This is a genomic window from Pseudoalteromonas sp. S327 (assembly GCF_005886415.1).
Lineage (GTDB): Bacteria > Pseudomonadota > Gammaproteobacteria > Enterobacterales > Alteromonadaceae > Pseudoalteromonas > Pseudoalteromonas atlantica.
The window spans coordinates 1-26,268 of record NZ_PNDP01000054.1; the positions used below are offsets into that span (position 1 = coordinate 1).

The following is a 26,268-nucleotide window of genomic DNA, read 5'->3' on the forward strand; positions in this document are numbered from 1 at the left end:
TTTTAAACTTTCTTTTTAGAAAATTTAAAACCGAAGTTTTACTTAACTCTGTGAGCAGCTCTGCCTCGCTATGCGTTGGCGTTCCCCGTCTCAGTGGGGTCGCATTATAGGGAGATCCGAAAACAGATCAACCCTTTTTTTAGATCTTTTTACTGTTCGAACAAAAATAGAGCAAAACAGCATAAAACTAGCTAAATCACTGGCTAAGATGATGCTTTTTTATACCGATTTTTATTATTTAATATAAATTTCATTGCTATGTTCGTTTAAGACGTTAAGATAGCAAGTTCACAATGTTAAATTAATGTTTATTTCCTGTTTATTGGTAGATCTAAAATGAAATTACCCGATCAAAAATCTTTTATCTTCTCTGTTATTCTTGCTGTAGTTGGTTTTGTTATTGTTGAGTTTGCTTTAGGCAGCTTAGCTTTAAGCCCAGCATTGCTATTTGGTGCTGGTTTATTAATTGGTGGGATTGCTATTGCTGCAATATCATCGGAAGGTGGTGAAGAAGCTGAAGTTAAAACAAAAACACTTTATGTTGGTAATCTTCCTTATCGTGCAAATGAAGGTGTTGTTCGCGCTTTGTTTGAAGAACAAGGTAAAGTTTTCAACGTGCGCCTATTAAAGGATAAAAATACTGGCAAACGTCGTGGCTTTGGTTTTGTTGAAATGGCACAGGCAGATGCAGACAATGCAATTGCTAAGTTAAACGATAGTGAGTTTCAACAGCGTACTTTAAAAGTACGTGAGGCAAAACAAAAACAAGAAGATGATTCTAGCTCTTTACGCACTGAGACGGATCAATCAGTGTAACGTGCTTTATAGCTAGCTTATTACTCAAAACATCAGCCGTTGCATAATATTGCAGCGGCTTTTTTTTGTCTGTAAATTTATTTCCAAAGTTATGCTGCTCTAGTAGGTAGTTTACTCTGCTAGCAATGGCCGCGCCTGAATCGAGTAATTGCACTGCGTTATTAAAGTACGCTTGTATAGCATCGCTAAGAATTGGGAAATGTGTGCAGCCTAGTACAAGTACATCTATATCTGAGTTAATGCGCAAACGCGTAAGCTCTTTATGCAGTTTGAGTGTATCTAGCTGCTGAGTGAAAAATAACTGCTCTGCCAATGCCACCAGCTCAACACTGCTATATAAACTCACTGTTACGTTGCTGGCATGCTCTTTTATTAATGTATGAGTATAGGGGCTTGCAACTGTGGCGGGGGTTGCCAATAAGCCGATGTGCTTTGTGCGAGTTACTTCAGCAGCAGGCTTTATTGCTGGCACTACGCCGACAATAGGTATTGATGTAATTTTGCGTACTTCACTTAAGGCTGATGTAGAGGCTGTATTGCAGGCTATAACAATAAGGTCGACATTAAGCCCGTTTTGCTCAATAAAATAAATGAGTGAGCATAAACGCCCTATAATAGTTTGCTGGGTTTGCGCGCCATAAGGGAGTAACGCATTATCCATAAAGTAGCTGTACTGTGCATCTGGAATACGCTTTTGAATATGCTCAAGCACGGTGGTGCCACCTATACCTGAATCAAATACCATTATGTGGGCTGACAAACTTTGGTTCCTACTGTTTATTAAGAACGGCAGTTTGCCATGAGGTATTTATAAAAGAAAGTAGTTTAGCTTTGCTCAGACTTTAGCGCGTCGAGTGCGTCGCCCGCTGAATTTAATTGGTTTAGGTTTTCAAACATTGCCTGGGTGTAATCAACTAGCTGATCGACTGCTGCTTGATCTTGGTTTAGCCACTCTATAATACCGGCAAGCTGATCTTGTAGGCCTAGTTGCGATGCTTTATCAAATGCATTTTTTAGATCGTCATTAAAAGGTGCGATCGCATCGGCTACTTCTTTTGTTGGGTTTGGCTGATATTGCTCATAACTTTTAACGGTAGCGACTGTTTTTGTTTGGCGAAGATCCATTGAAAATGCAACGAGTTGCTCACTGCCTAAGCTCAGCTCTTGTGCTTTTTCAAATGCTTCATCCAAATCACCACTAAAGAATGTTTTACTTACACCTTGTAGCTCTTCCATCATGGCATTAATAGCATCTTGCTCTTGTTCGTTTAAATCACCATTAACTGACATTGAAAAAGACAGCTCTCGAGATTGCGACGATGAGCTGGCAAACGATTCGCTGTTATTGCTTTGTTGATACCCGCTCGCTGTTTGAGACTCATATGCATCAGCAAAGCTAATACTGACTTCATCACCTTCGGCCGTTGTAAACTTATACTCGGCATTGCTGCTCATGCTTACATATTGTGCTTGGCTTACGCTAACACTGGCCGCTTGTGGGTTAAATAGGGTTTGCTCAAACTCATCAAGCCCCTCAAAAATGCCTTCTTTTGACTTGTCGATGCCCTCTTGCATTTCTTCGTTAAATACACCGGTGCCTTTTAGCTCATCAACCGCTTCGTCTATACCGGTTTGAACACCTGTGCGCGCATCATCTAACATATTTTTTAATTTATCGTCATCGGCACCATTGGCTTTGGCTTTATTAACTGCGCCAGATACAAAGTCGAGTACATTTTTTACTATTTCATCAAAATCGAATAAAGGTTTATCGGCTTGTTTTTGCTCAACAGGTAAACCTAGCTGCTCTGCCATTTTGTCGCCAAGCACTTTTGCAGCAAGTTCTCTGCCTCGCTGTAATGAACTTTCTTGCGGAGATTGGATTGTTGGCTGCTGTAGCGCCTCTTTATTATTGAATTTGTTTACGTTGTTGTTTGGCGTATAGCCATAATTACCGATTTTCATGATCCACCTCCGTTACGTACTTAGCTTATTATCGGCTAATAGTGACAAAACTAAAGTGCATGTTTAAAAAAACAGCAACTTTATTATCAGCAAAACTAGACAAATACTGCTCGCTCCCTACAATAGCGCCGATAAATAGATCTCATAGATAAGGTAGTAGCATTAATGGCAGTGATTAAAATAGATACCACACAGTACGATACGCAGCTAAATGAAAAAGAGCAGCGTATTACGTCGCAATTTAAGCGATTTGGTGTGCAAGCGTTAGAGGTGTTTAGCTCAGAGCCAATTAACTACCGCCAACGTGCTGAATTTAGAGTATGGCACGATGGGGATGATCTATTTCATATTATGTTTGATCAGGTCACGAAAGAAAAAATTCGCGTCGACACCTTTGACCCTGCCGCGCCATTAGTTGGTGAAGTTATGCAGGTGATGATTGATAATTTAAAGTCGTGTGAAGTATTACGTCGTAAGCTGTTTCAAATCGATTATTTATCGTCATTAAGTGGCGAGATTTTAGTAAGCTTGCTTTATCACAAGCCACTCGATGAGCAGTGGCTAACTGAAATAAAAGCCCTGAAAGAAAAACTGAGCAGTAAATACAATATTGACTTTATTGGTCGTGCGCGCAAACAAAAAGAAGTACTAGGCAATGATTTTGTTACTGAGCGTTTAACCGTAAACGGCCAGGAGCTTATTTATCAACAAGTAGAAAATAGCTTTACGCAACCTAATGCTAAAGTAAATATAAAAATGCTGGAGTGGGCACAAGACTTATGTAAACCACTGAGTAATGACCTGCTGGAACTTTACTGTGGTAATGGTAATTTCTCTATTGCATTGGCGGGTTCGTTTAATCGCGTATTGGCTACTGAAATATCTAAGTCTTCTGTGCATTCGGCGCAATACAACATTGCTAAAAATAAGGTAGATAACTTAGATATAATTCGTATGTCGAGTGAAGAGTTTACCCAGGCAATGAATGGTGAACGTACCTTTTCGCGTTTAGAGGGGATAGATTTAAAAAGTTACGATTGCCAAACTATTTTAGTCGACCCTCCACGCGCAGGTATGGATACCCTTACCTGTGACTTAGTAGCCAACTACGAGAACATTATTTATATATCGTGCAACCCAGAAACGCTTGAGCGCGATTTAGATCATTTAACCCGTACTCACAATGTTAAGCGCTTTGCGATATTTGATCAGTTCCCTTATACGCACCACATAGAATCGGGTGTTTTCTTACAAAGAAAATAGTGAGTTAAATTTAAATCACTTCCATAAAAAAAGCTCCTTACGGAGCTTTTTTTTGTTTTAGCAAACCTTACTTGTTCGCTAAATAGTTAATTAATTTACTAATATCTTCTGGCGCGGTAATACCAGACTCACGGCCTAGATTTAATTTGTATTTACCATTTACGATAAAGGTTGGTACGCCACGTAGCGCGCCTTTTTCTTTAAAGTAATTTTGGTCACGCTTCATTTTAGAGCTTAATGTACGTACCGAGAAGCTTTTGTATAGTTTATCAAACTTATCGCCATCAACACCCTGCGCTACAAATACATCTTTTACATCTGCAAGCTCGTTAAATTTAGCGCGCTTAGTGTGAATGTGATTAAAAATAGCCGCAACAATTTTATCTTTTTGCGGAAGTACTTCCGCGGTTGCTAGCGCTTGGCTCATCATTTGTTGGTTTTCTGGATCGCGAACACCGACAAAATCAACATGGCTCTTTTTAAATTTAACGTCTTTATCTAGCTTCGGCTTAAACTCACCAATTAACGCTTCCATGTTATTACAAGCAGGGCAATAAAATGAGAAAAACTCTTTTACTTCTGGCTTTTTAGTCGCGCGCTCTGCAACCACATCGTAATGTACGCCTTCTTCATAAGTGGCGGCTACACTGCTCGCAGCCATAGGCAGTAGTAATGCAAGTAAACCTGCTTTAACTAATTTGATCATTGTTATTGTTCTCCGAGATTAAAGTGTTAGTAAAAAAGCAACTAACTCATTCAGTTCTTGCTGGTTATTAATGGTGTTAATGTTTATTTTATATTTATCGTTTACGATAAAGGTAGGCACACCGGTTAGCGCACCTAGTTTTGAATATTTGTTTTGTTTATCTTGCATTGCACGCTCAGCTGAAATAATTGGCATGCTGGCAATGTCTTGATCAAACGTTGCGCTATCGATACCGTTAACTTCAAGCAATTTTTTAACGTCTTTCATTTGCGTTAAAGGTGCGCGCTGTACATGAATACTTTTAAAAATTTGGTCGCTGATACTTTGTGCTTGACCGTGTTTTTTACCGATTAAGTAGGCGTAGCTTAAGTTGCTTTGCGCCTGTGGTGATACACCGCCTAAAAAGTTAACGTGATTTTTTATAAATTCAGTGCCCTCAGGTAGGCTTTTTTCAATTGCCTTTGCAACAGGCTCAAATTTAAAACAATGCGGACAGTAAAACGAGAAAAATTCGGTTACTTGCGGCTCTGCGCTTTTTTCTACATCAATAACAGTATACTGGTTATCGGCTTCAAACTGTGCAGCAAGGGCTGCAAATGGTAAACATAAAAGTAGTAGGCTCAGTTTCAATTTTTTAAGCATTGGTATCTCGTGTACTTTTTAAATAAAATTTTATGGCAATAACTTCAGCGGAGCTTCTTGCAGTGCTGCAAACTGCTCTTTAAGCGCTAAAATTTGTTGCTCCCAGTATTTGTCTTCAGCAAACCATGAAAAGTTCCGTACGAACGCAGGATCACTCCATCGTTTAGCTACCCAACCCATATAGTGAATAATACGCATTGCACGAAGCGGTTCAATTAATTTGAGTTGAGTGTGGTCAAAATCACAAAACTCTTCATACGCATTTACAAGGGTGTCTAACTGTAACAGCTGTGTTTGACGATCGCCACTGAGCATCATCCATAAATCTTGAATGGCCGGCCCCTGACGAGCGTCATCTAAATCAACAAACATAAGTGCTTCGCCTGCCCACAAAATGTTACCTGCGTGGCAATCACCATGTAAGCGGATCCCTTGCACATTTTTATACTGTGCTTGCGCTTGTTCAATAACCAAGTCCAATATGGTGTAAAAAGCCGTGCTGATCCCCATAGGTACCAAATTACTTTTTTGCAGATGAACTTTAGCTGTATGCAAATATTCTTCGCAGCTAAAGGTAGGTCTGTACTCAAAGGCTTTGCTTTTAGCCACCTGATGCATACGGCCAATTAAACGACCCATTACATCAAGCTGATCCAGGTTATCAACTTCAAACTGCCGCCCGCCTACACTTGGAAATAACACAAATACATAACCTTGGTGCTCAAATAAGCTTTCTCCGTTGCGCTTAATGGGTGCAACAACGGGTACTTCGGCCTCAGCTAATTCAAATGCAAAGTCGTGCTCTTCTTGTATTTGCGCTTTGCTCCAGCGCTCTGGTCGGTAAAACTTAACAACGTAGCGCAGGCCATCTTCCGCCTTAAATTGGTAGACTCTGTTTTCGTAGCTATTAAGTGCTAATAAACCTGACTCTGCATATATACCAACGCTTTCTATTGCATCGAGAATTAAGTCGGGCGTTAAATCTTCAAAACTAAATTTACTCATGGGCTTCTTAATGTAAAAAGCGGGTTACCCCGCTTTTGTTAGTGTGTTTATCGCGCTTTAAAAAAGTTACTCGGTTGCGAAATGCTTTCATCGGGGTCATTAACCGGTGAAAGTACAAAGTTAAACTCCGTCATTGGCGCTTTTAAATCATACGGGTCCATCACAAGTGACAGTGGCACATTATGCGATTGCCCTGCTTGCACTGTAAATGTTTGCTTGCCAATGTACTTAAAGTTTTCAAGGCCTTGAACATCAATATTAAAGGTTTGCTCGTACTGCGCCTTGTTGATTACTTTTAATGTATAGGTGTTTTCTACCAAGCCATTAAAGTCAACACGATACAGTTGGTTACGGTCTCGTATTATGTCAAAGTCCATAGGCTTTCTAAATGCAATGTTAGCCACCAGCGCACTGGTAAGCACCACCAGTATGACCGTGTAACCTATGATTTTAGCTCGCAGTGGGTTGGTTTTATTTTCAGGTGTTTCGAGATTGCGCTCAGTAGTATAAGAAATAAGACCCCGCGGATAATCCATTTTATCCATTACACCATCGCAGGCATCAATACATGCGCCACAGTTTATACACTCGGCTTGCAAACCATTACGAATATCTATCCCTGTGGGGCACACCTGTACACACAAGTTACAGTCTATGCAATCGCCCATTTCTAAATCTTCGTGGGCAATTTTACGCGAACGTGGGCCTCGGCTTTCGCCGCGTTTTTCATCGTACGTTACGGTGTAAGTGTCTTTATCAAACATAGCTGATTGAAAACGTGAATAGGGGCAAATGTGTAAACACATAATTTCACGCATCCACCCTGCGTTAGCGTAAGTACACGCTGCAAAGAAAATAATACTTACCAGCGCGTAACCACCTACATTAAAGGTCACAAAGTCAGGGAGTAATTCACGGATAGGCGTAAAGTATCCGACAAACGAAATCGCCGTATATAAGGCAAATAAAACCCAACTGGTGTGCTTTGCTGTTTTTCGCCAAAACTTATCAAAATCCATCGGGCGTTGATCTAGCTTTTTACGCTGATTAGCTGTGCCTTCAAACTTTTCTTCAAACCAAATAAATATAAAGGTCCATACAGTTTGCGGGCAAGTATAGCCACACCATACTCGGCCATAAAAGGTAGTGACCAAAAAGAGTGCAAACGCGGCCAACATAAATATAAAGGCTAATATAGTGAAATCTTGCGGCCACAGCGTTAGCCCAAAAATATTGTACTTTTGGCCTACTAAATCAAATAACACAGCTTGCTGGCCATTAAAATTTATCCAAGGCAAAAGCATAAAGGCAAGCATGCCTAAAAAGCCTATACGCTGTCTAAGTAACTGATGAAGCCCTTTTACTGAGCGAACATAAATTCGGTTACGTGGGTTAAACCTGTCGTCTTGACGGCTTAAATCCGGTTGTTGGATTTTAACCTCTGCAGGTATATTCTTTACTTTAATTTGCTTGTCCATCGAAGTTCCTCAACGCCGCTTGGAAATAAAAACGTAGCAATATGTGCGTATTCTATACTGTAACTGTAGTTCGTTAATGGTAAGTGTGATTAGTTTAAATAATCAGCTGTTTGAATACTTTCAGATATTTCAGAAATATCTAACTGCTGTTGGCTATTATAACAATACTGGCTAAAATTACAGGTATAGATTGCTAATAATTTATTCATCTCAGTTACTTGCTTTTAAAATGCAGTTTATTACACTGCTTGCTAAATTTACCCCATTAAGATCAAGGTTTACGCATTCATGAAAAAGTTTATTATATTGGTTATTCTGATCCTTGCGTTTTTTACTATTGATCACCCATTAGTTAAAGAGCCCCGCGAAAAGCTATTAGGTGAAGGTGTGGGTTTTTTAAGTGATGCGAGCAAAATAAACCGTAGCCCAGCAGCCAATATGGCTAAAAACCGCATTAGCAGTGCGTTAAAGCTCTCTGAGTCTGAACACGAATATATTGAAAAAACCTTTACCACTGATGATTCAGTGCAGTTATTTCATTTACGTTATTGCCGCGAGCGCGACCTAAATTTATATTTTTACGAAGAGCGTTTAAATACAGTGTGTAAAATTGTATCGGATGCATTAGAACAAAAGAGAGCTAAGTAGTGGATTTTTCGCAGTTAAACAAAAAAGCGAGTGACTCTTTTCATAAACAGCGCACAATACTTAAAAAGCTATCGCAAGGAAAAACCTTGCATTGTGAGCAGTGCGGCGAGGTGTTAACACTCGATTTAGCCACCAGCGAGCCGGGTAAAGGCGTTGTTAAGTGTAAAAAAGGCTGCACTGATATTATTTTAGAACTTGGCGCTTAATTATTCTAAGCGCCGTTTAATATACCTAAAGGCTACTCTTCCCACCCTTCATCTGTAATCAGCCCACTGTTTATGGCTACCACCTCAATAAGCTCGGCAAAGCCTAATGCAAAGTCGCCCATTGATTCGTACTGATACTGATATAAAGCTTCGAGTGTCATACTATTTTGCTGCGCAATTTGCACTCTTGTTTGCTCATCAACAGCAAAAAAGCTAAGCGTACTTAGTGCACTCTCTAGTGCTTCTTTGTACTGAGGCTCTAAAGCGGGAGCTGTTAATAGAGGTTGTGCGTATTCTTGAGTAGCACGTAAAAAACCTTCACTCCACGCTTGGGTATAGTCTAGGTCAAAATTGGCGGGTAACTTGTAACCGGTTTCAAATACTTGCTCACTAATTTGATGGTACAACGCCATAAATAAAAACAGTATTTCTTCGTCTAAATCGTTAGCCGTATTAGGCACTATATGCGCTAACCACTGGTGAACTTCTAATGGGCTTGGCGAACAAATAACCCCAAATAGATAGCCTTGGCTTTGTGTTAAGGACATAGCCTGAGGTTGAGTACTTAAAAATGCACTTAATTGCTGTGCGTGTTGCTCGTTAAACTGTGGTAATTGCATTAAATCTCTTTTATTACATTAAAAATTTAGTGGGTAGCGGCCCTGTGCATCGGGGCGGCCTAAAAACTTAACCGCGTCGTGTACATCTTTTGGTAAGCTAGCATCAGGTTTAACATAGCCTGCTACTTTAAAGTCAAAGTTAGCTTTAAGTGTTGCGTCGGCTTCAAGACCTAACGTGTTATCTGGGTCGACCAAAATAGCTATATCGCCCGACTTACAGCTTAACATGCCACTCAGTGGGCCTATATTAAACCAGCCATTAAAGCCTTTAACATCTATATTTGGGCTGGCAATCTCGCCTTTTAATGACTCACAATAAGGCACACCTGAGGTGTACTCGTTAAGCTCTAAAATGACTCGACCTTTAGCCGTAGCTGGTATAGGTAGTGCAATACGTTGCATGGCACGCTCTACGGTCGAGCGAATTATACCATCGGTAACTTTAACCACATTATTAAATAATCCGTAATTCACATCAGCATAGCCCGAAATATCGCTACGCTCACGCGGATTACCAAATTTTAAATTAGCATTTAAATTACCCGTAAATAACTGCCAGCCAGCAATATCCCAGCGTACATTATTTAGCTGCTCGTCTTGATAGCGCACTTGCATCATTTGGCCTTGCCATACACTCCCTACGGTTTGCCCTATTTCAAGCTGCTTTGGTAAGTACGGCTTAGCTAGGTCTAACGCAATGGCCGCTGGTAATTTCATTATGCAAAACACAATAAAACTAATAAAAAATACCACTGATAATATTATTATTTTTTTCATTAATTACTTCTCTAGTACTAAGCGGCTTACACGTACAAACCCTGATTTATCATCTTTGCTTAAATCAAGGTTCTCTACTGTTAAGCCATGCTGATTAACCAGTTCGTCTAACCATTCTATTAATTGATTAAACTCTACCGAATCAAGCGTTAAACGTAACGAGTTATCGTTAGGCTGCATTTTACTAATAGTAATACGGTAGCGACTACGCGTTGAATTAACCACTTGGCTAATATTTTGATTGCTAATTGCCTGCGTGTTACCCGCCGCTTTTAACTTTACTATGCTTTCATCAACCCATACGAGCAGCTCTTGCTGAGTGACATACGACTTTTTGGCTTTATCTATAGCGTTATTTAGAGGTCTAAAAATTCCCATTACTAAAACAAAAACAACAAATATACCACCAGCAACCATAATCAATTGCTGCTCTTGCTCTTTTAAAGAGCGCCAGTATTGCATTATTTGCTTTTTCATACTGCACCTCGCAGTTTAATTTCGCCTACTACAAAATCGCCATCGTTATTTAACGACCCTTGCTCAACCGTTAACCCTTGTTGCTCAAGTATACTTTTTACTTTACCAAACGTTTGAAAGTCTTTTGCGCGTGCGCGTATTCGCAGCTCATTACGGCGTTTATCGTAACGTAGGGTTTCTGGCGTAAATTCGCTTACTTGCGAAAACACGCCAACCAATTGGCTGGTCAAATCTAAAAACCCAGCTTCACTTTCGCCATTAATGGTTTTAAGCGCGCCCCTGATTTGGCTTTTAATTAAGTTAGGACGTACTTTAGTTCCGGGAAATGCTTTTTGGTATCTATCCACTACCTGGGCTTTAGCAAGCTCAACACGCGAGTTAAGTTGATTTAGTTCAACCAGCTTTATAGCAATGGTAGCAAATAAAGCAACACCGGTAATAATGGCTGCGCCCTTCCAATAACCCCACCACAGTGCACTTTTCTTTTTAAGCTGATACATGCCTTGGCGTAAATTAAATTTAACGCTGGTAAGTTGTTTAGCAAATAAGGCCAATGGTAAATCGTAGTCGCTTGCTTGCGAAATTAGGTTAATACTTTCAGGAAACTGATTAGCCGGGCTATAGTGCTTTACACTCGGTTCGCCAAGTGCACTTAAGTAATCCCTTAGCCAGCTATTTTCAACGGCACTAATATGCCAATCGCCTCTTTTAAATAACCACTGATTATTAAGCTCTATGGCGGTTAATGTATCATCGTCGGCTGTAGGCAGTAGCAGGGCATCAGGTAAAATGGTGTATACCGCCAAGTTATGCTCTGAAAATAAAGCAAGCCAAGCCTCAAACCACTCGCGGTCAGTTAAGGCAACTCTAATTGCATGCTGCTCATTAATCATAGTGGGCTCGCCAATTGCGACAAATAGCTCGTCTATATCGCACGCAATGTCTTCTTCAAGCATGTATGGCAACGCTTGCTCTAACTTACGATTCCACTTAGTCGGCAACGCCACTGTTTTAAGCTGCACCTGATCGCTAGGCAGTAATACCACTACCTCGCGGGTTTGCGCTTTTTCACTTAGCTCACTTAAACGGCTCGCATCGGTTAATTCCCCACTGGCAATTATTTCTTGTTCTTGTGGTGAATAAATTAACCAATTTAATTTATCTTGCTCTGTTTGACCCGTGCGGATCAGCAGTATTTCTGTCACTGTACGCCTCCAAATTTTCGCGCCAGTATCGTTACTTCGCCATTTTTGGCATGAAGTAATGTGGTCATCGAAAAACGCAAATCGACAAATGTCGCCTGCGTTTGTAATTTAAAATATTCGCTATTAATACTAAATAGTTCTTTAACCGAATCTAAATTTGTACCGCCTTGCTGCTGTACCTCGGAAAAAAATTCATCCACGCTATCAAATCCGGTTTCAGAGCGAGCTGCTATAACGGCCTCTGCGCCCGATAACGATAATTCGTCAATCATGGCACTTAAAATAAGTGCCTGTTCGGGAAGTAACGTATTGACGTTAATCGATAATAAGGGGGACCCCGGAATAACACACACAAAAGGTAATACCTTTTCCATTACTAGCGGATTAAAACCTTTTACCAAACGCAGCTCAGAAGGTGATGCAAATAAACTATTTGCGCTCATATAAGGGTAATCACGCGATAAATACTCGTCTTCTTCAGCGCCTGAACGATAGGTAATGCTGTTTTCATCAAGCCAGTCAAATACACTGTCTGCCATTGCTTCTTCGCTTTCCTCGGCAGGTAAATCTTCAATGTTTTCTAATAATGCAAAGAGTGCTTTATGAGCAGGGTTGGTTTTGCTGGTAGAGTTTGGGTCTGGCGCTTCCCCTAATGCATTTAAATTTAAACACGCCTGTAAGTCAGTAATTTTACCGCTTAGAGTACCGTTATCTACAGGGTATTGGGTGTCGCCTTGTGTGGCCCAAACCTGATCTAACGAGGTTTTGTCAGGATCATCGTCTTTACTTAATTTTAGTGCCTTTATTGCCAGCTCTTCACCGCCGTAGGCATACCACTTTGCTTGTTGGTGCCCTTGCAGGTTAGTACTTTTTTGAACCTGCACCATTAAATTAGCACTCATTTCTACGGCTAATATCGCGGCTAGTGCAACTATAAACAGCACAATAACTAATGCGGCACCGCGTGATTCGCGCTTATTCATTAATTACTCTCCCCGCTGTTTTTGCCCTGCCCGGGTACTAAAAAAACACGACGAATAGGCTCTGCCTCAATTTGTTGTAAAGTAACCGCAACCGCTTTAGGTAAGGCTTTTATTTGCCATTGCTCTTGCCATTCGTTGTTGGCATCTAAAAATTCAAATTTAAGCTCTTCAATACCTTTTAAAACAACTTGTACCCGCGGCTCCATATTATCAAGCTGATCTACATACACTCTGTATACACGCTCTAAATTGTCATTAAGCACTCTATACCCTACAGCTTGTAACTCAGAACGAGGCAACAAATTAATAGGGTTTACCCAGCCATCACGTACAAACGCAATACCATCGTATTGGCTTTCTAATATATAACGCCCTGCTAGTAAGTATTGCTCTTGCGCATCACCGGCTTCATTACGTACAGTGCGCTGAGTCATTTGGCTAAAGTCTTGGTCCATTAACCTAAATGCGGTTTGTAGGCCGTTAAGCTCCGCTATTTTTTCATCAGACGCTTCTTTTGCTTTAGTGGTTGAGTCTAAAATTTGGTGAGTAGCCATAATCACCACCGCTAAAATAGCCATAGCAACTAATACTTCGATTAATGTAAATCCGCGCTGCTTCACTTATTAGCTACCTTTATTTAAATAAGTTGAAAGCTCGTACACCGATTGCTCGTATTTTTCGTCGCTAAAAACATTTATCGTCACTTTTACAAAGCTTTTGTCTGCAGTTTTTGCTATTTCTTGCTTCCAAAACCACTCAACGCCCGCCATTACTTCGCTGCCGCGCTCGCCATTTTTAGCCTGCCAGTCTTTACCTTTACTACGCTGCACCACCAACACATTTTCTGCCACCCACGATGCATACGTTTGCTCTTCAAGTGTTGTTAAATGATTTATATGCTCGCCGGTTGCTTGCATAGCTGCAATCCCAGCCATAGCACAAATACTTAACGCCACAAGCACTTCGAGTAAGGTAAAGCCTTTATTTAGCCTCATTATTATGGCTCTTTTCGCAAATTAACAGGGGCTGTAAATTCCCCTTCAATGTAATACACAGGCTCGCTTTGCTCTTTTAATTCAACAATAAGCTGAAAGGCGCTGACCTCGCCAGATGATAAAATAAGGACTTGCGGTATTTTTAGTTTTTCAAGCTCTAATAAGCTATCGTCATCGCCGCCGCTCATTAGCTCACGCCAATTTGCTTGCTCAAGTAAGTTCTCTTGTGACCAGGCTAAATCTTCTAAATTGAGCGTGAGTTTTAACCGTTCATCCAGCTCAATAGGCTTGTAAAGGTCTTCGCGGTCAAAGGTAATCCATTTTTCGCCATCAAATACTAAAAACTCAAGGGTGTTTTCCTCAACCATTAAGCCAAGTTCTATTTGATTTAAAATAGCAAATTCAGAGGCCATGTTAATGGTGGTATGCAGCCTAAGCGCTTGTGTATCAAGCTCATCTTCGGCGCCGCCTTCTAAGCTGTATACCACCATTTTGGTCGCAAATGCGATAATAGTAAGTACCACTAAAATTTCTATTAAGCTAAACCCACGGTGGTGGGCGCGCATACGATTAAGGCTTACTTGCATAGTAAGCCTCGTGCAATCGTATTTAACCATACTACTAGGTTAAGTCGCATTTATTGCTCGTCTTCGTTCCAGTTGCCAATATCATCATCGGTACCGGCTTCGCCATCAGGTCCCATTGAAAAAATATCAAACTTGCCAATTTCACCTGGGCTAATTAGCTGGTACGGGTTACCCCACGGATCTTCTGGTAATTCATTTACAAAACCACCATCAGGGAAACGCTTAGGAATTGGTTCAATGCTGGTTTTATTGACCAATGCTTCTAGGCCTTGCTCTGTGCTTGGGTAGCTTTTATTTTTAAGCTTGTATAAGCTCATTGCATCTTCAAGCTGTTGAATATCTAGATGTGCTTTATCGATAGCAGCTTCTTCTTGTTGGCCCATAATATTAGGCGCCACAATTGACATAATCATCCCGATAATAACCAATACCACCATTACTTCGAGTAAAGAAAAACCTGATTGTTTATTCACGTAAATACCTCATTTTCCAAAAACATAATTTAATTTGGCGTCATCTAAGTAAATACTAACTTAGCTAACCCCTTAAAGCTTAAAGTCCTACCGCTTTATTCATTGCCATTATTGGCTGTAAAATAGCCATTACTATAAACAAAACAATCACCGCCATTGAGGCAATCATTGCTGGCTCTAATAATTTTAATGATACGTTTACCATGCTTTCAAACTCACGGTCTTGGTTATTAGCCGCGCGCTCTAACATTTGTTCTAGCTCACCTGATTTTTCACCGCTGGCGATCATGTGCAGCATCATCGGCGGAAACAACTTAGTTTGCTGTAAAGCCGCTCTTAGGCTTGCACCTTCACTGACTCTATCGGCAGCATCTGCCACCGATTTTTTCATTTTTTTATTCGCTAATACGCCACCCGATATGCGCATACCTTCAAGTAGCGGTACTGAGCTTGACGATAAAATACTGAGCGTACGTGCAAAACGCGCGGTATTAATACCCCGCGCTACTTTACCAAAACCAGGCATGTGCAGTACGCGATCGTCCCACCAAAAGCGAATTTTAGGTTGTTTCAGTGCATGTTTAATGCCTACTGCCAGCGCAGTAATGACTAACAAACTTATAAACCAATAATTTTGTACAAAGTGGCTGCCTGCCATAACCCATTCGGTTGTCCAAGGCAGTACTTGCTTAGTTTTTTCGAAGGTTTTTAAAATTTTAGGCACAACAGTACCGAGTAAAACCGAAACAATACCAATAGCAAAAATAACCAAAATGGTAGGATAAACCATGGCTTGAGTAATTTGGCTGCGCATGTGTTGGCGCTGTTCGGTGTAATCGGCAAGGCGATTTAATACTTGGTCAAGGTGCCCTGATTTTTCACCTGCGGCTACCATTGCTCGGTATAAATCGTCAAATACATGTGGAAATTCACTCATGCCATCGGCCAGTGTATAACCCTCTACTACCTTTGAACGTACCGACATAAGCATACGTTTTAAGCGAGGCTTTTCACATTGCTCTGCCACCGCCATGACAGCCCCTTCAACTGGCAATGCCGATTGAATGAGCGTCGCAAGCTGGCGTGTAATAAGGGCTAAATCGGAGGTTGATACGCTGGGTTTAAAAAAACGACTTAATAACGGCGTTTTTGCGCCACTAGCTTGTTTTTCCCCTTCTGCTGCAGGGACAACTTCAAGCGGCGTAAGTTTTTTTTCGCGCAGCGCTTGGCGAATTTGCTTAGCTGTATCGGCTTCTAAAATGCCTTTTTGCTCTTTCCCTCGGCCATCAAGGGCACGGTATTCAAACGCCGCCATGGTTAGGCTTCCTCACGGGTAACGCGTAGAATTTCTTCAAGGGTTGTTTTGCCTGCCAGTACGCGGCTACAGCCATCTTGGCGTATGCTTGGGCTTTTTTGGCGAATGTATTTTTCAACACTTTGCTCGCCTTTACCGCTGTGGATCATTTCGCGTATTTCTTCATCAACCACGAGTAATTCATGAATACCAGTACGGCCGCGGTAACCATTAAAGTTACACTCTTCACACCCTACTGCGCGGTAAATTGTAGGTGCGCTATCAAACGGTACACCTAGCAGCTCACACTCACGTTCATCAGCAGTGTGACCTTCTTTACAGCTATTACATAAAGTACGTACTAAGCGCTGCGACAGCACGCCTAACAATGACGATGACAGCAAGAATGGTTCTACACCCATGTCTTCCATACGAGTAATTGCGCCCGAGGCGGTATTGGTGTGTAGCGTAGACATAACTAAGTGACCTGTAAGCGATGCTTGCACGCCAATTTGCGCGGTTTCAAGGTCACGTATTTCACCGACCATTACTACATCGGGATCTTGACGTAATATTGCACGAAGCCCACGGGCAAAGGTCATATCTACTTTGGTGTTTACTTGTGTTTGGCCAATCCCCGGAATTTCGTACTCTATTGGGTCTTCTACCGTTAAAATATTACGATCGCGAGAGTTTATTTGGCTCATACCGGCGTACAAGGTGGTACTTTTACCAGAGCCCGTTGGGCCAGTAACCAAAATAATACCGTGTGGTTTACTAATTAAATCAGCAAACAACTCTCGGTTTTGCGGCGTCATGCCTAAATCTTCAAGATTTAAGCGAGCATTGTTTTTATCAAGTAAACGCAGTACTACACGCTCACCAAAGCTAGATGGCATGGTAGATACACGCACATCTACTGCACGCCCTGCAATACGAAGGCTAATACGACCATCTTGCGGAATACGTTTTTCTGCTATATCTAGTTTCGCCATTACCTTAATACGCGAGACGAGTAACGAAGCAAGCTTACGATTAGGTTTAAGCACTTCTTTTAATACGCCATCAACCCTAAAGCGAATCACAAGCTCTTGCTCAAAGGTTTCGATATGTATATCGGATGCACCTTCTTTAATTGCTTCGCTTAACATGGCGTTGATTAGTTTAATGATAGGCGCATCATCATCGCCGGCTAATAAATCTTCGGTTTGAGGGAGCTCATCGGCAAGGGAGAATAAATCGACCTCATTACCAATATCTTCCATCATTTGTTGTGTTTCAGAGCTATCGCGCTGATACGCAGCCTCTAATAGTAACTCAAATTTATCGTCAGCTAATTGCTCGAGGGTAAAGCCTTCACCTGCAATGCGACGCACTTCTAGCAATACTTCAACATCTAGCTCGCCGCGGTAATACACAACTTGCTGTTCATTATTTTTACTAAGCAGTACACCCGCTCTGCGCGCATACGAAAAAGGTAAACGCTTTGGAGGCAACTCAACTAAATCGTTACTTGTAAGTAACTCCTCAGAGCGTGTTTCATCACTACGATGAACCACGTCTTCGTTTATTTGTTCTATTGCGCTAGTCATCTTCACGCTCTGCACGTTCTTTAGAGCTCAATGCCTTTAAGTGCTCTTCATAAGTTGGTGGCAGAATAAGCTCATCATCCCAAGATGGAAGTAAAGGAACATCTGAATTTGGCATAAGCTCTATGCCATCTTCTTTCTCTTTCATTTGCTCGCCACGGATAAAGTTATACTTATTAAAGCTTAACTTATTCATATTAACGCCATCGCGAATAATAGTTGGGCGAATAAATACAATAAGATTACGCTTACGTTTGGTCGTATTTGTTGACTTGAATAAGTGACCTAAAATTGGAATATCACCTAAAATTGGTACCTTAGATACACTTTCTTGCACGTCTTCATCAATTAGGCCGCCTAACACAACCATACCGCCATCATCAGCCATAACGGTTGTGGTAATGGCGCGCTTATTAACAGAAATATCAACAGCGGTTGCACCACTTACACTCGATACTTCTTGTTCAATTAATAATTGTACTGCTGAGCCATCGTTAATTTGTGGGGTTACTTTTAGTTTTACACCCACTTCTTGGCGTTCAATGGTTTGAAATGGATTATCGTTATTACTGCCTGTTTGCGAACCAGTAATAATGGGCACTTCTTGACCCACTATCATCGACGCTTCTTCGTTATCCATGGTGGTAATAGAAGGTGTAGCCAGTATGTTTGAGTTAGTGTCAGTTGAAACGGCCTGAATAATTGCACCCCAGTCGTTTTTAACTAAACCAAACGCTAAGCCATTAACACCACTTAGTAGCGAGGCAAGTGCCGAATAATCACCCTCAGTTGTTTCATCGTAGCTGGTTACGTTACCTGATTCTGTGCCTATTATTGTTTGTGTGGTTGTGGTGTCTTGCGCTTGAATACCTGCAACCGCTAATGAGCCTACAGGCACAGTTGAGCCATTATTAAACTGCAACATACCGCCATCTTCTGAAATCCATTGCGTACCTAAGTTAACGCCATCCGATTCCATTACTTCAACAATAATCGCTTCTACAAGTACTTGCGCACGGCGAATATCGAGCCTATCAATCACGGTCTCTAATGAGCGCATGGTGTCGGGCTGTGCCGTAATAACTAATGAGTTTGAGTCAGGGTGGGCTTCAATACTGGCATCGTTTTTATTGTTTGTACGAGTTTTACTTGTGCCTTGGCCATCTTCTGCAAGCGTTTTACTTACGCCTTGCAGTACTTTTACTAAATCCTCTGCTTTGGCGTAGTTTAAGTAAAATACTTTGGTATTACCTTGGCTTTCAAGTTCGCCATCTAGGCGCTTAATTAGTTCTATAGCACGGGTACGGGCTTGCCCTTCACCGCTTACTATTACGCTATTAGTACGGCCATCGGCAACCACCTTAGGGATTAAAAACTCTGGAACGCTGCCTTTACCGCTGTCTTTGTAAATATTTTCAACAACCGATACTACATCATCTGCTGTTGCATATTTAAGCTTAACAATATCTACACGCTTATCACCGGCTTGATCTACCGAGCGAATAATTTCTACTAAGCGATTAACCGACGCTGCATGGCCAGTAAGCATCATGACATTGGCAGCATTAAAGTTTGCTACATGGCCACCGTCTTTTTGGTCGCTAAATTGACGTACTAATGGACCAAGCTCTTGAACACTTACATTTTTAACGCGTACCACACGGGTGATCATCATATCGCCCGATGCAGTGCTGTTTTCTGTAATTAGCGGTACATTTGATTTTTTAGCGTCAGAGCTTTTTTCAATCTTGATAATACCGTTGTCCATTTCTACTGCTGAGTAGCCATACACTTCGAGTACATTTAAGAAAAATTGGTAGTACAGTGCTTCATCCATTAACTCATAACTACGTACGTTTACTTTACCGCGCACATTTGGGTCAATGATCACTGTTTTATTAAGGTTTTTACCAACAATGTTTATAAACTCGTTGATATCTGTGCCTTTAAAGTTTGCAGCATATTCAACAGCTGAAACCGACAACGAAATACTGGCTGCTAAAAAAAGCGCTGCGTACTTAGCTAACCCTTTTTTAATTTTTTTGAGGTGTAGCACCTGAACCATTATGTTAAAACTCCAAAGCTAAGTTATTGCAGGCTAAATTGCACATCGATTTGCTCACCATCACGTTCTATCGTAATTGTGGCATCGCTGGTATTACGCAGCTCATTAATAGCTGCCATTGCCTGTTGTAAATCTGTTAATTGGTAGCCGTTAATAGCCACGGCTAAATCATTATTCTGTAGGCCCATTTGTTTAAACAGAGCAGGCTCTTTACCTGGGCTCAAGCGATAGCCGATTAACTCGCCATCGCTCATTGCTTGTGAAACACGAATATAATCAAATAACTTACCAGGCTCACTTAGTAGCTCTTCTCGTGTTTCTATTATTGCTTCTTTTACATCTGGGTCAGCGGTTGCATTAATTTGCAACTCGCTTTGTTCTATTTTTTGCGGCCCCATGTCTTGTGCTTCGCGAGCGGCAAGGACAGGCATAGACACTTTTTTACTAAAGTCGAGACCATCTAGCATTAGCGTTTCAAATCGGCCGTTTACACTTAAAATAACCCGATCGGGAAGTATTTGCGCAACCTCTGCACGGGTGCCTTGTACAACCTCTTCAACTAAGTAACTAACTTGTCGCCCCTGTGACTCAATAATAGCAATACCTGCCTTATCGTCGTTACTTACAGCAACAATACCAGTTAGATTAATACTTAAACGTGTTTCTGGCGCATTATTAATTACTTCGTTTTGCTGCGCAGTATTGGTTTTATTTGTTACAGTTTTTTTACCAAATAAAAATTGCTCTATAATATTTTGTACTGAGGTAGTACTAGAAGCCTTCGATGCGGCTGAATAGTGAGATGGAGCAAGCGGTGTAGAGATCGGTTGTGGCCATACCAGCCATACTAATTTTGAGAGTAAATAAGCAAGATAAACAACGACTAACAGCGTAACTACTGCGCTTAATTTAGCATGGGGTAGCCGTGTTAAAAATTGTTTAAGCTGTTGAATTTGCTGTTCCATAATAATGTTCTTATTTTAATTTACTGCATAAGCGCCTACCCATAGTACCCTTTCAATTTTCATTCAACAAGCACACTAATATTAAACTTTGTAAACAGATTAATATAACAATGTAATGTTGACTAAAAAACCTGCACGCGCCGTAATACCTTCATCCTACGATGATTTCATGATAAATTTTACGATATATAAATAGTCGATTGAAGAAGCCTAATGAGTAAAAAAAATAATACTAATGCCGACTCAGACCACAACAGTGAGCCAAAAGTTCGATTAGATAAATGGTTATGGGCTGCGCGCTTTTATAAAACCCGTGCGCTTGCACGCGAAATGGTGCAAGGCGGCAAAGTACATTATAATGGGCAACGTACTAAAGCGAGTAAAATTGTGGAGGTTGGCGCAACCATAAAACTTGCCCAAGGCGTTGATGAAAAGCTTATCAAGGTACTTAAAGTGCTTGAAAAACGCCAAAGCGCCCCCATTGCACAGACCTTGTATCAAGAAACTGATGCAAGTATTGCAAAACGCGAAGAAAACGCCATCGCACGCAAAAATAACAGCTTCTTTGCTCCACATCCGGATAAAAAGCCCGATAAAAAGCAAAGACGCGAACTTTTAAAAATGAAATCAAGTTAGGTATAGCCGCTCATGCAACAAGATTTACTTCACCGTTATTTATTCGACAAACTCGATGTTCGTGGCGAACTCGTTCAAATTGAGCACGCCTACAACGAGATGATAGCTAATCACAATTACCCTGAGCCAGTTAAAGCATTATTAGGTGAATTACTCGTTGCAACGTGTTTATTAACTGCCACTTTAAAGTTTGAGGGTGAAATAGCCGTTCAGCTACAAGGCGATGGCCCTGTTAAATACGCTGTTATTAACGGCGACGATAAACAAAATATGCGTGGTATTGCGCGCATGCAAAGCGAGGTTAGCGGCACAACGGTAAAAGAGCTTGTAGGTAAAGGTTATATGGTTATTACCATTACTCCAACCAAAGGCGAACGTTATCAAGGCATAGTGCCTCTTGAGCACGATACATTAAGTAAATGTATTGAAAGCTACTTTGAGCAATCAGAACAGCTAAAAACACGCCTTTGGTTTGCAACCGACACAACAGAAGGGAAAGCCAAAGCCTGTGGGTTGTTTTTACAAGTACTGCCTGTTGATAAGCAAAAATCAATTAATGACTTCACTCACTTAGAAGCCTTAAGCGATACAATTAAACGCGAAGAGCTATTAGAGCTTGATGCCAATACCGTATTAACGCGCTTATATCACGAAGATAACCCGCGCGTATTTGACCCGCAAGCTATTACATTTAAATGTGGCTGTAGTAGAGAGAAAACCATTACTGCTTTAGTTAATGTAGGCCAACAAGCATTACTTGATGATGTTGCTGAAAATGGCGCTGTTAACATTAGCTGCCATTATTGCCTAAAAGAATATGTTTTTGACGAGCAAGATATTAAAAACATTTTTAATTAACCTCCCACCTCATAATCAAATATAAAGCCGTAAAATATGCGGTTTTATATTATAAAATGATGATACCGGTGTCATGAATTTTGTTAATTTACTGACACCGGTATCATTGAAATTATTCATGTTTTTTAGCAAATATATGTGTTTTTAGGGCCTTTACAGGCTCGAATATCTCAAATCCTTCTGTTACTATAATTTCAGCTTAAGGGAACTAAGAACCCAGAGCTATCCCGTTCAAACTCTCACACATAGTTAGGTATAAACATGACTACAAGCGCAACACGTTTTGTCGATTTAACCGCAGCTGAACTTGTCGAGCATGCGATTCGTCGTGGCGAAGGGACACTAGCCGCAAATGGAGCCTTTGTTGCAATTACAGGCAAACGCACTGGTCGCTCTCCTAAAGATCGCTTCATTGTAAAAGAAGCAACAACGCAAGATGATATCCAATGGGGCAATGTAAACCGCCCATTCGATGCTGACAAATTTGACGCTTTATGGGCTCGCGTAGAAGCACATGTGCAAAGTAATGACCACTTCACCTCTCACCTAGAAGTTGGCGCAGACCCTGAGCACTATCTACCTGTAGTTGTTACTACAGAAACAGCGTGGCACCATATTTTTGCTAAAAACATGTTTATTGAGCCTAAAAACTATAATGCATCTGATTTACCCCAATGGCAGGTAATGAATGTGCCTTCGTTTGTTTGTGACCCACAACGTGATGGCACCAACAGCGACGGCACTGTTATTATTAACTTTGCTCAACGCAAAGTGTTACTTGCTGGTATGCGTTATGCCGGTGAAATGAAAAAATCGATGTTCTCCGTTCAAAACTTTCTTCTTCCAGCAAAAGGTGTATTACCAATGCACTGCTCTGCTAACGTAGGAGAAGCGGGTGATACAGCACTATTCTTTGGTTTATCGGGTACTGGTAAAACAACTTTATCGGCCGACCCAACACGCTTTTTAATTGGTGACGACGAACACGGTTGGGCACCAGGAAGCGTATTTAATATCGAAGGTGGCTGTTACGCAAAATGTATCGACCTCTCACAAAAAAATGAGCCAGTAATTTGGAATGCTATTCGCTTTGGTACAATTTTAGAAAACGTTGTACTTGATGAAACACGCACACCTGACTTTAACGATACAAGCTTAACGCAAAATAGCCGTGCCGCTTACCCACTAGAGCATGTAGAAAAGCGCAAAGTTGAAAACCGTGCTGGCGAGCCAAAAGCTGTTGTATTTTTAACCTGTGATGTGAGCGGTGTTTTACCGCCGGTTTCTGTACTTAGCGAAGAAGCCGCTGCTTTTCACTTTTTAAGTGGTTACACGGCTAAAGTGGGCTCTACAGAGATTGGCTCAACTAGCGATATAGAATCTACATTCTCAACGTGTTTTGGCGCCCCTTTCTTCCCTCGCCCTGCAGGTGTTTACGCTGAGCTGCTTATGAAGCGTGTACGCGAATTTGGCGCAAAGGTTTACCTTGTTAATACAGGGTGGACAGGCGGCCCATACGGTACTGGTGAACGTTTTGATATTCCAACTACCCGCGCTGTAATAGATGCAATCGTATCTGGTAAGTTAGCCAATGTAGAAACTCAGCATATCGATGTATTAAACCTAGACGTACCAGTGGAAGTCCCTGGCGTGGATAGCAAGCTACTTAACCCAATTAATACATGGGAAGATAAAGCAAAATATAACGAATATGCAGCAAAACTTGCCGCTGACTTCACTGAAAACTTCGCTAAATACGATGTATCAGATGATATTAAAAATGCAGGCCCAAAAGCATAATTAATTACCAAGCCTGATGTAAACGCCAGCCTATAAAGCTGGCGTTTTTGTTAGCTAAGCTAATTATTTTATTGCTGCGACATTTTGTCGCAGTTCTTTTCTATTAAACAAAGATACAATGCGCCTTCCCTATACTGCATATTTTTAATGGTCACTCTTTTATGCGTTTTAATGGTTCATGGCGAAAAATAGCAAGGCGTGTACATTTATACCTAGGATTATCTATTGGAGGTGTACTCGCACTCATTGCTCTAACAGGTTCTATACTCGTTTATTACCCCGAACTAGATGAAAATATAAGTAATTTAAGTACAGAAACAGCGAGGCCTATAAATTGGGATACCGCATATCAAACACTAAAAACTCACTACCCAGATAAACAAGGCTCGTGGCGTTTAGAAAGCACTAAAAATAAACATTATATTCCCGCAAGATATTACAACCCAAACGAAACAGTGGATCACGCTTTCGCACCACTTATGGTTTGGCTAAGCCCTGATGGCAGGCTTATATTACGTGAGGATGTATGGGGTAACTACTTTGTTACCTGGATTTATAACGTACACTTCTCGTTACTTGCAGGTAGCGCTGGTACAATCGTTATAGGTTATATAGGAATAGGTAGCCTTATACTCCTCATATCAGGCCTATGCGCTTGGTGGCCAAAAAAAGGGCTATGGACTAAGGCTATAAAGTTTAAAGCGCGCAGCTCTTTACTGGGCGTGTTATATGACTGGCACAAGTTGCTTGGTTTAATTTTTGCTCTGCCTTTAATCTTATTAACAGCAACCGGCATAATGCTAGCAATACCCAAGCAAACCGATCCTTTAATAACAGCCCTGCTTGGAAATATAGATAAACCTAACAGCGCAATAATAAAACCCCAGCGCAGTATTTCTTTATCAGCAGCACTTAGTACAGCACAAGAGGCCATGCCAAATACACGGCTAGCATGGGTAGAAACCCCGTCAAATCACAATGCGGTATATCGGTTTAGGTTCAAAACCAAAAGCGATCCCTCTTATCGCTTTCCTCACAGTTATGTGCAAGTAAATGCAAGCACAGGAGAGCTCATAAGTGTTTTTAATATAGATAAGATGAGCATTGCCAGTAAATTTAAAAACTGGTTGCATCCACTTCACAATGGCAGCATTGGCGATCAGCCATTACGAATTTTATGGGTTTTATCAGGTGTAGCCACCGCTTTATTATTTGCCCTGGGGCTTTTTAGGTGGCTCATTAAAACGAAACGATTTAAATACACTATAAGCTAATGACAAAGCTTATTTAAAATATCAAACGAGCCCTTTACAACCTAAACCTGCTTGTATAGCTACGACCTAAATTACGAGCTGCTCATGCAGCGTAAATCAAAGCAAAAGCTATATAGATAGTCAAACTGCCTTATACAAAACTTAAGGTGCTACGCTTGATAATAAGCTAAGCTCTATGAACTGTTTAAAATTAATTCATTACTTTAAGTTATATTGCGTGCTTTCATCGCGAGTTTCGTGATCCTCAATCCACGCTACAGAGGAGTGGCGGAACTATATAAAGGCAGGTATTTCACTTTTCTAGAGACGTAGAAAAAATGCTTCATTTCTTAAGCAGCGATCTGCTATTAGGAGTCGGTGTGCTACGCTGTCAAATGTCGTGCGGACTAAGGTACGCATATATAAAAACACTATATTTACCATACAAAGATGTGTGGTGAGCCTTATCCGCGGGTTTCGTGATACTCAACCCACGCTACGGAGGTGGGGATATTACGTAAAGACATGTATTTAACTTGTCTGCAGACGTAAAAAAGCCCGGCTCTTTCGAGTCGGGCTTTCTTGTATTTGGAGCCTGGCAATGTCCTACTTTCACATAGCAAATGCTACACTATCATCGGCGCTGTTTCGTTTCACTACTGAGTTCGGCATGGGGTCAGGTGGGTCCAAAACGCTATGGTTACCAAGCAAATTAGGTGCAAAGGATTAATGACAAGCACGTAGTGCTACTTTTTCCTTTGCGCAAGGCGCCTCAATGTTAACGCTACGCGCTAAGAGTCACCTCATAAATTTGGAAAATTCTGATAATATTTTTTAAGTCTAAGTATTTATCTACTCTAGCTATTAACTTCTGTCGCTTGTTTCTGTCACAAAACGCGTTTGGCGTTGTATGGTTAAGCCTCACGGGTAATTAGTACAAGTTAGCTTAATGGCTCACACCA

Annotated in this window: 27 protein-coding genes and 1 rRNA gene; 8 read left to right on the forward strand and 20 right to left on the reverse strand. The window is 41.1% G+C overall.

The window, feature by feature from the left end; genetic code table 11:
- Nucleotides 1-336 precede the first annotated feature (336 nt).
- Nucleotides 337-816 (forward strand): RNA recognition motif domain-containing protein, encoded by a 480-nt coding sequence (locus CWB60_RS16320; protein ID WP_004588429.1) that lies wholly within the window; start codon nucleotides 337-339, stop codon nucleotides 814-816.
- Here the strand turns inward: CWB60_RS16320 and murI are convergent.
- A complete protein-coding gene (gene murI, locus CWB60_RS16325; RefSeq protein WP_138578552.1) occupies nucleotides 779-1,576 on the reverse strand; it encodes a glutamate racemase in 798 nt (265 codons plus the stop codon). The genes CWB60_RS16320 and murI overlap by 38 nt on opposite strands.
- 65 nt (nucleotides 1,577-1,641) lie before the next feature.
- Entirely contained in the window at nucleotides 1,642-2,781 is a 1,140-nt protein-coding gene (locus CWB60_RS16330; protein WP_029773305.1) for a DUF5610 domain-containing protein, read from the reverse strand.
- Nucleotides 2,782-2,946: 165 nt separating this feature from the next.
- Here CWB60_RS16330 and trmA point away from each other — a divergent pair, with 165 nt between their 5' ends.
- Nucleotides 2,947-4,044: a tRNA (uridine(54)-C5)-methyltransferase TrmA gene (gene trmA / locus CWB60_RS16335; RefSeq protein ID WP_138578554.1), complete on the forward strand. Its 1,098-nt coding sequence runs from the start codon at nucleotides 2,947-2,949 to the stop codon at nucleotides 4,042-4,044.
- Between the two features lie 67 nt (nucleotides 4,045-4,111).
- On the opposite strand, the gene CWB60_RS16340 is transcribed toward trmA, so the two are convergent.
- From CWB60_RS16340 to ccoG, 4 genes are read right to left on the reverse strand one after another with little or no spacing between them, the layout of a single operon-like run.
- Nucleotides 4,112-4,750: a thiol:disulfide interchange protein DsbA/DsbL gene (locus tag CWB60_RS16340; RefSeq protein WP_004588433.1), complete on the reverse strand. Its 639-nt coding sequence runs from the start codon at nucleotides 4,748-4,750 to the stop codon at nucleotides 4,112-4,114.
- A gap of 18 nt (nucleotides 4,751-4,768) precedes the next feature.
- Nucleotides 4,769-5,392, reverse strand: a complete 624-nt coding sequence (locus tag CWB60_RS16345) for a thiol:disulfide interchange protein DsbA/DsbL (protein ID WP_024032543.1) — start codon at nucleotides 5,390-5,392, stop codon at nucleotides 4,769-4,771.
- 30 nt (nucleotides 5,393-5,422) lie between these two features.
- The gene (locus CWB60_RS16350) at nucleotides 5,423-6,397 is read right to left on the reverse strand and encodes a serine/threonine protein kinase (protein WP_121638086.1); all 975 of its coding nucleotides are present in this window, start codon (nucleotides 6,395-6,397) and stop codon (nucleotides 5,423-5,425) included.
- A 47-nt stretch (nucleotides 6,398-6,444) separates the two neighbouring features.
- Nucleotides 6,445-7,875: a cytochrome c oxidase accessory protein CcoG gene (gene ccoG / locus CWB60_RS16355; protein WP_138578556.1), complete on the reverse strand. Its 1,431-nt coding sequence runs from the start codon at nucleotides 7,873-7,875 to the stop codon at nucleotides 6,445-6,447.
- A 288-nt stretch (nucleotides 7,876-8,163) separates the two neighbouring features.
- Here ccoG and CWB60_RS16360 point away from each other — a divergent pair, with 288 nt between their 5' ends.
- Nucleotides 8,164-8,523, forward strand: a complete 360-nt coding sequence (locus CWB60_RS16360; RefSeq protein WP_004588437.1) for a hypothetical protein — start codon at nucleotides 8,164-8,166, stop codon at nucleotides 8,521-8,523.
- Nucleotides 8,523-8,729, forward strand: coding sequence for a hypothetical protein (locus tag CWB60_RS16365; RefSeq protein WP_004588438.1), 207 nt, complete (start codon nucleotides 8,523-8,525; stop codon nucleotides 8,727-8,729). The genes CWB60_RS16360 and CWB60_RS16365 overlap by 1 nt, the downstream gene beginning before the upstream one ends.
- Before the next feature lie 32 nt (nucleotides 8,730-8,761).
- On the opposite strand, the gene CWB60_RS16370 is transcribed toward CWB60_RS16365, so the two are convergent.
- The 13 genes from CWB60_RS16370 to gspC all read right to left on the reverse strand — a co-directional run bounded on the left by CWB60_RS16370 (nucleotide 8,762) and on the right by gspC (nucleotide 20,759).
- On the reverse strand, nucleotides 8,762-9,349 hold the full coding sequence (locus tag CWB60_RS16370; RefSeq protein ID WP_054983933.1) for a UPF0149 family protein: 588 nt from the start codon (nucleotides 9,347-9,349) through the stop codon (nucleotides 8,762-8,764).
- An 18-nt stretch (nucleotides 9,350-9,367) separates the two neighbouring features.
- Nucleotides 9,368-10,126 (reverse strand): type II secretion system protein N, encoded by a 759-nt coding sequence (locus CWB60_RS16375; RefSeq protein ID WP_064387295.1) that lies wholly within the window; start codon nucleotides 10,124-10,126, stop codon nucleotides 9,368-9,370.
- A 3-nt stretch (nucleotides 10,127-10,129) separates the two neighbouring features.
- The gene (locus tag CWB60_RS16380; protein WP_138578558.1) at nucleotides 10,130-10,603 is read right to left on the reverse strand and encodes a type II secretion system protein M; all 474 of its coding nucleotides are present in this window, start codon (nucleotides 10,601-10,603) and stop codon (nucleotides 10,130-10,132) included.
- Nucleotides 10,600-11,808, reverse strand: a complete 1,209-nt coding sequence (gene gspL, locus CWB60_RS16385; protein WP_138578560.1) for a type II secretion system protein GspL — start codon at nucleotides 11,806-11,808, stop codon at nucleotides 10,600-10,602. Before gspL ends, CWB60_RS16380 begins: the two co-directional genes overlap by 4 nt.
- Entirely contained in the window at nucleotides 11,805-12,791 is a 987-nt protein-coding gene (gspK, locus tag CWB60_RS16390) for a type II secretion system minor pseudopilin GspK (protein ID WP_138578562.1), read from the reverse strand. Before gspK ends, gspL begins: the two co-directional genes overlap by 4 nt.
- Nucleotides 12,791-13,411 (reverse strand): type II secretion system minor pseudopilin GspJ, encoded by a 621-nt coding sequence (gspJ, locus tag CWB60_RS16395; protein ID WP_029773313.1) that lies wholly within the window; start codon nucleotides 13,409-13,411, stop codon nucleotides 12,791-12,793. Before gspJ ends, gspK begins: the two co-directional genes overlap by 1 nt.
- Nucleotides 13,412-13,414: 3 nt before the next feature.
- Nucleotides 13,415-13,786: a type II secretion system minor pseudopilin GspI gene (gene gspI, locus CWB60_RS16400; protein WP_138578564.1), complete on the reverse strand. Its 372-nt coding sequence runs from the start codon at nucleotides 13,784-13,786 to the stop codon at nucleotides 13,415-13,417.
- Nucleotides 13,787-13,788: 2 nt separating this feature from the next.
- Nucleotides 13,789-14,373 (reverse strand): type II secretion system minor pseudopilin GspH, encoded by a 585-nt coding sequence (gspH, locus tag CWB60_RS16405; protein ID WP_004588446.1) that lies wholly within the window; start codon nucleotides 14,371-14,373, stop codon nucleotides 13,789-13,791.
- Nucleotides 14,374-14,423: 50 nt separating this feature from the next.
- Nucleotides 14,424-14,846 (reverse strand): type II secretion system major pseudopilin GspG, encoded by a 423-nt coding sequence (gene gspG / locus CWB60_RS16410; protein ID WP_004588447.1) that lies wholly within the window; start codon nucleotides 14,844-14,846, stop codon nucleotides 14,424-14,426.
- A 79-nt stretch (nucleotides 14,847-14,925) separates the two neighbouring features.
- Nucleotides 14,926-16,161 (reverse strand): type II secretion system inner membrane protein GspF, encoded by a 1,236-nt coding sequence (gene gspF, locus CWB60_RS16415; RefSeq protein ID WP_096042412.1) that lies wholly within the window; start codon nucleotides 16,159-16,161, stop codon nucleotides 14,926-14,928.
- Nucleotides 16,162-16,163: 2 nt separating this feature from the next.
- Nucleotides 16,164-17,732 carry a type II secretion system ATPase GspE gene (gspE, locus tag CWB60_RS16420; RefSeq protein WP_055255771.1) on the reverse strand — a complete coding sequence of 523 codons (1,569 nt, stop codon included), beginning with the start codon at nucleotides 17,730-17,732 and terminating at the stop codon, nucleotides 16,164-16,166.
- A complete protein-coding gene (gene gspD, locus CWB60_RS16425; protein WP_138578566.1) occupies nucleotides 17,725-19,794 on the reverse strand; it encodes a type II secretion system secretin GspD in 2,070 nt (689 codons plus the stop codon). The genes gspE and gspD overlap by 8 nt, the downstream gene beginning before the upstream one ends.
- Before the next feature lie 23 nt (nucleotides 19,795-19,817).
- Nucleotides 19,818-20,759 (reverse strand): type II secretion system protein GspC, encoded by a 942-nt coding sequence (gene gspC, locus CWB60_RS16430; protein WP_138578568.1) that lies wholly within the window; start codon nucleotides 20,757-20,759, stop codon nucleotides 19,818-19,820.
- A gap of 213 nt (nucleotides 20,760-20,972) precedes the next feature.
- Between gspC and hslR the strand changes: the two genes are divergently transcribed.
- The 4 genes from hslR (at nucleotide 20,973) to CWB60_RS16450 (ending at nucleotide 25,327) form a co-directional block, all read left to right on the forward strand.
- Nucleotides 20,973-21,395, forward strand: coding sequence for a ribosome-associated heat shock protein Hsp15 (hslR, locus tag CWB60_RS16435; RefSeq protein ID WP_024032559.1), 423 nt, complete (start codon nucleotides 20,973-20,975; stop codon nucleotides 21,393-21,395).
- Between the two features lie 12 nt (nucleotides 21,396-21,407).
- Entirely contained in the window at nucleotides 21,408-22,253 is an 846-nt protein-coding gene (gene hslO / locus CWB60_RS16440) for an Hsp33 family molecular chaperone HslO (RefSeq protein ID WP_024032560.1), read from the forward strand.
- 261 nt (nucleotides 22,254-22,514) lie between these two features.
- Nucleotides 22,515-24,053 (forward strand): phosphoenolpyruvate carboxykinase, encoded by a 1,539-nt coding sequence (locus CWB60_RS16445; protein WP_004588454.1) that lies wholly within the window; start codon nucleotides 22,515-22,517, stop codon nucleotides 24,051-24,053.
- 161 nt (nucleotides 24,054-24,214) lie between these two features.
- Nucleotides 24,215-25,327: a PepSY-associated TM helix domain-containing protein gene (locus tag CWB60_RS16450; RefSeq protein WP_121638094.1), complete on the forward strand. Its 1,113-nt coding sequence runs from the start codon at nucleotides 24,215-24,217 to the stop codon at nucleotides 25,325-25,327.
- 572 nt (nucleotides 25,328-25,899) lie between these two features.
- Here CWB60_RS16450 and rrf read toward each other — a convergent pair.
- A 5S ribosomal RNA gene (gene rrf / locus CWB60_RS16455) occupies nucleotides 25,900-26,014 on the reverse strand.
- Nucleotides 26,015-26,268 lie beyond the last annotated feature (254 nt).

Bases quoted from the DNA above. Each gene is read 5' to 3' on its own strand.
- CWB60_RS16320 (WP_004588429.1), top strand. From the start codon at position 337: ATGAAATTACCCGATCAAAAATCTTTTATCTTCTCTGTTATTCTTGCT.
- CWB60_RS16330 (WP_029773305.1), bottom strand. From the start codon at position 2,781: ATGAAAATCGGTAATTATGGCTATACGCCAAACAACAACGTAAACAAA.
- trmA (WP_138578554.1), top strand. From the start codon at position 2,947: ATGGCAGTGATTAAAATAGATACCACACAGTACGATACGCAGCTAAAT.
- CWB60_RS16340 (WP_004588433.1), bottom strand. From the start codon at position 4,750: ATGATCAAATTAGTTAAAGCAGGTTTACTTGCATTACTACTGCCTATG.
- CWB60_RS16345 (WP_024032543.1), bottom strand. From the start codon at position 5,392: ATGCTTAAAAAATTGAAACTGAGCCTACTACTTTTATGTTTACCATTT.
- CWB60_RS16350 (WP_121638086.1), bottom strand. From the start codon at position 6,397: ATGAGTAAATTTAGTTTTGAAGATTTAACGCCCGACTTAATTCTCGAT.
- ccoG (WP_138578556.1), bottom strand. From the start codon at position 7,875: ATGGACAAGCAAATTAAAGTAAAGAATATACCTGCAGAGGTTAAAATC.
- CWB60_RS16360 (WP_004588437.1), top strand. From the start codon at position 8,164: ATGAAAAAGTTTATTATATTGGTTATTCTGATCCTTGCGTTTTTTACT.
- CWB60_RS16370 (WP_054983933.1), bottom strand. From the start codon at position 9,349: ATGCAATTACCACAGTTTAACGAGCAACACGCACAGCAATTAAGTGCA.
- CWB60_RS16375 (WP_064387295.1), bottom strand. From the start codon at position 10,126: ATGAAAAAAATAATAATATTATCAGTGGTATTTTTTATTAGTTTTATT.
- CWB60_RS16380 (WP_138578558.1), bottom strand. From the start codon at position 10,603: ATGAAAAAGCAAATAATGCAATACTGGCGCTCTTTAAAAGAGCAAGAG.
- gspK (WP_138578562.1), bottom strand. From the start codon at position 12,791: ATGAATAAGCGCGAATCACGCGGTGCCGCATTAGTTATTGTGCTGTTT.
- gspI (WP_138578564.1), bottom strand. From the start codon at position 13,786: ATGAGGCTAAATAAAGGCTTTACCTTACTCGAAGTGCTTGTGGCGTTA.
- gspH (WP_004588446.1), bottom strand. From the start codon at position 14,373: ATGCAAGTAAGCCTTAATCGTATGCGCGCCCACCACCGTGGGTTTAGC.
- gspF (WP_096042412.1), bottom strand. From the start codon at position 16,161: ATGGCGGCGTTTGAATACCGTGCCCTTGATGGCCGAGGGAAAGAGCAA.
- gspE (WP_055255771.1), bottom strand. From the start codon at position 17,732: ATGACTAGCGCAATAGAACAAATAAACGAAGACGTGGTTCATCGTAGT.
- gspD (WP_138578566.1), bottom strand. From the start codon at position 19,794: ATGGTTCAGGTGCTACACCTCAAAAAAATTAAAAAAGGGTTAGCTAAG.
- gspC (WP_138578568.1), bottom strand. From the start codon at position 20,759: ATGGAACAGCAAATTCAACAGCTTAAACAATTTTTAACACGGCTACCC.
- hslR (WP_024032559.1), top strand. From the start codon at position 20,973: ATGAGTAAAAAAAATAATACTAATGCCGACTCAGACCACAACAGTGAG.
- hslO (WP_024032560.1), top strand. From the start codon at position 21,408: ATGCAACAAGATTTACTTCACCGTTATTTATTCGACAAACTCGATGTT.
- CWB60_RS16445 (WP_004588454.1), top strand. From the start codon at position 22,515: ATGACTACAAGCGCAACACGTTTTGTCGATTTAACCGCAGCTGAACTT.
- CWB60_RS16450 (WP_121638094.1), top strand. From the start codon at position 24,215: ATGCGTTTTAATGGTTCATGGCGAAAAATAGCAAGGCGTGTACATTTA.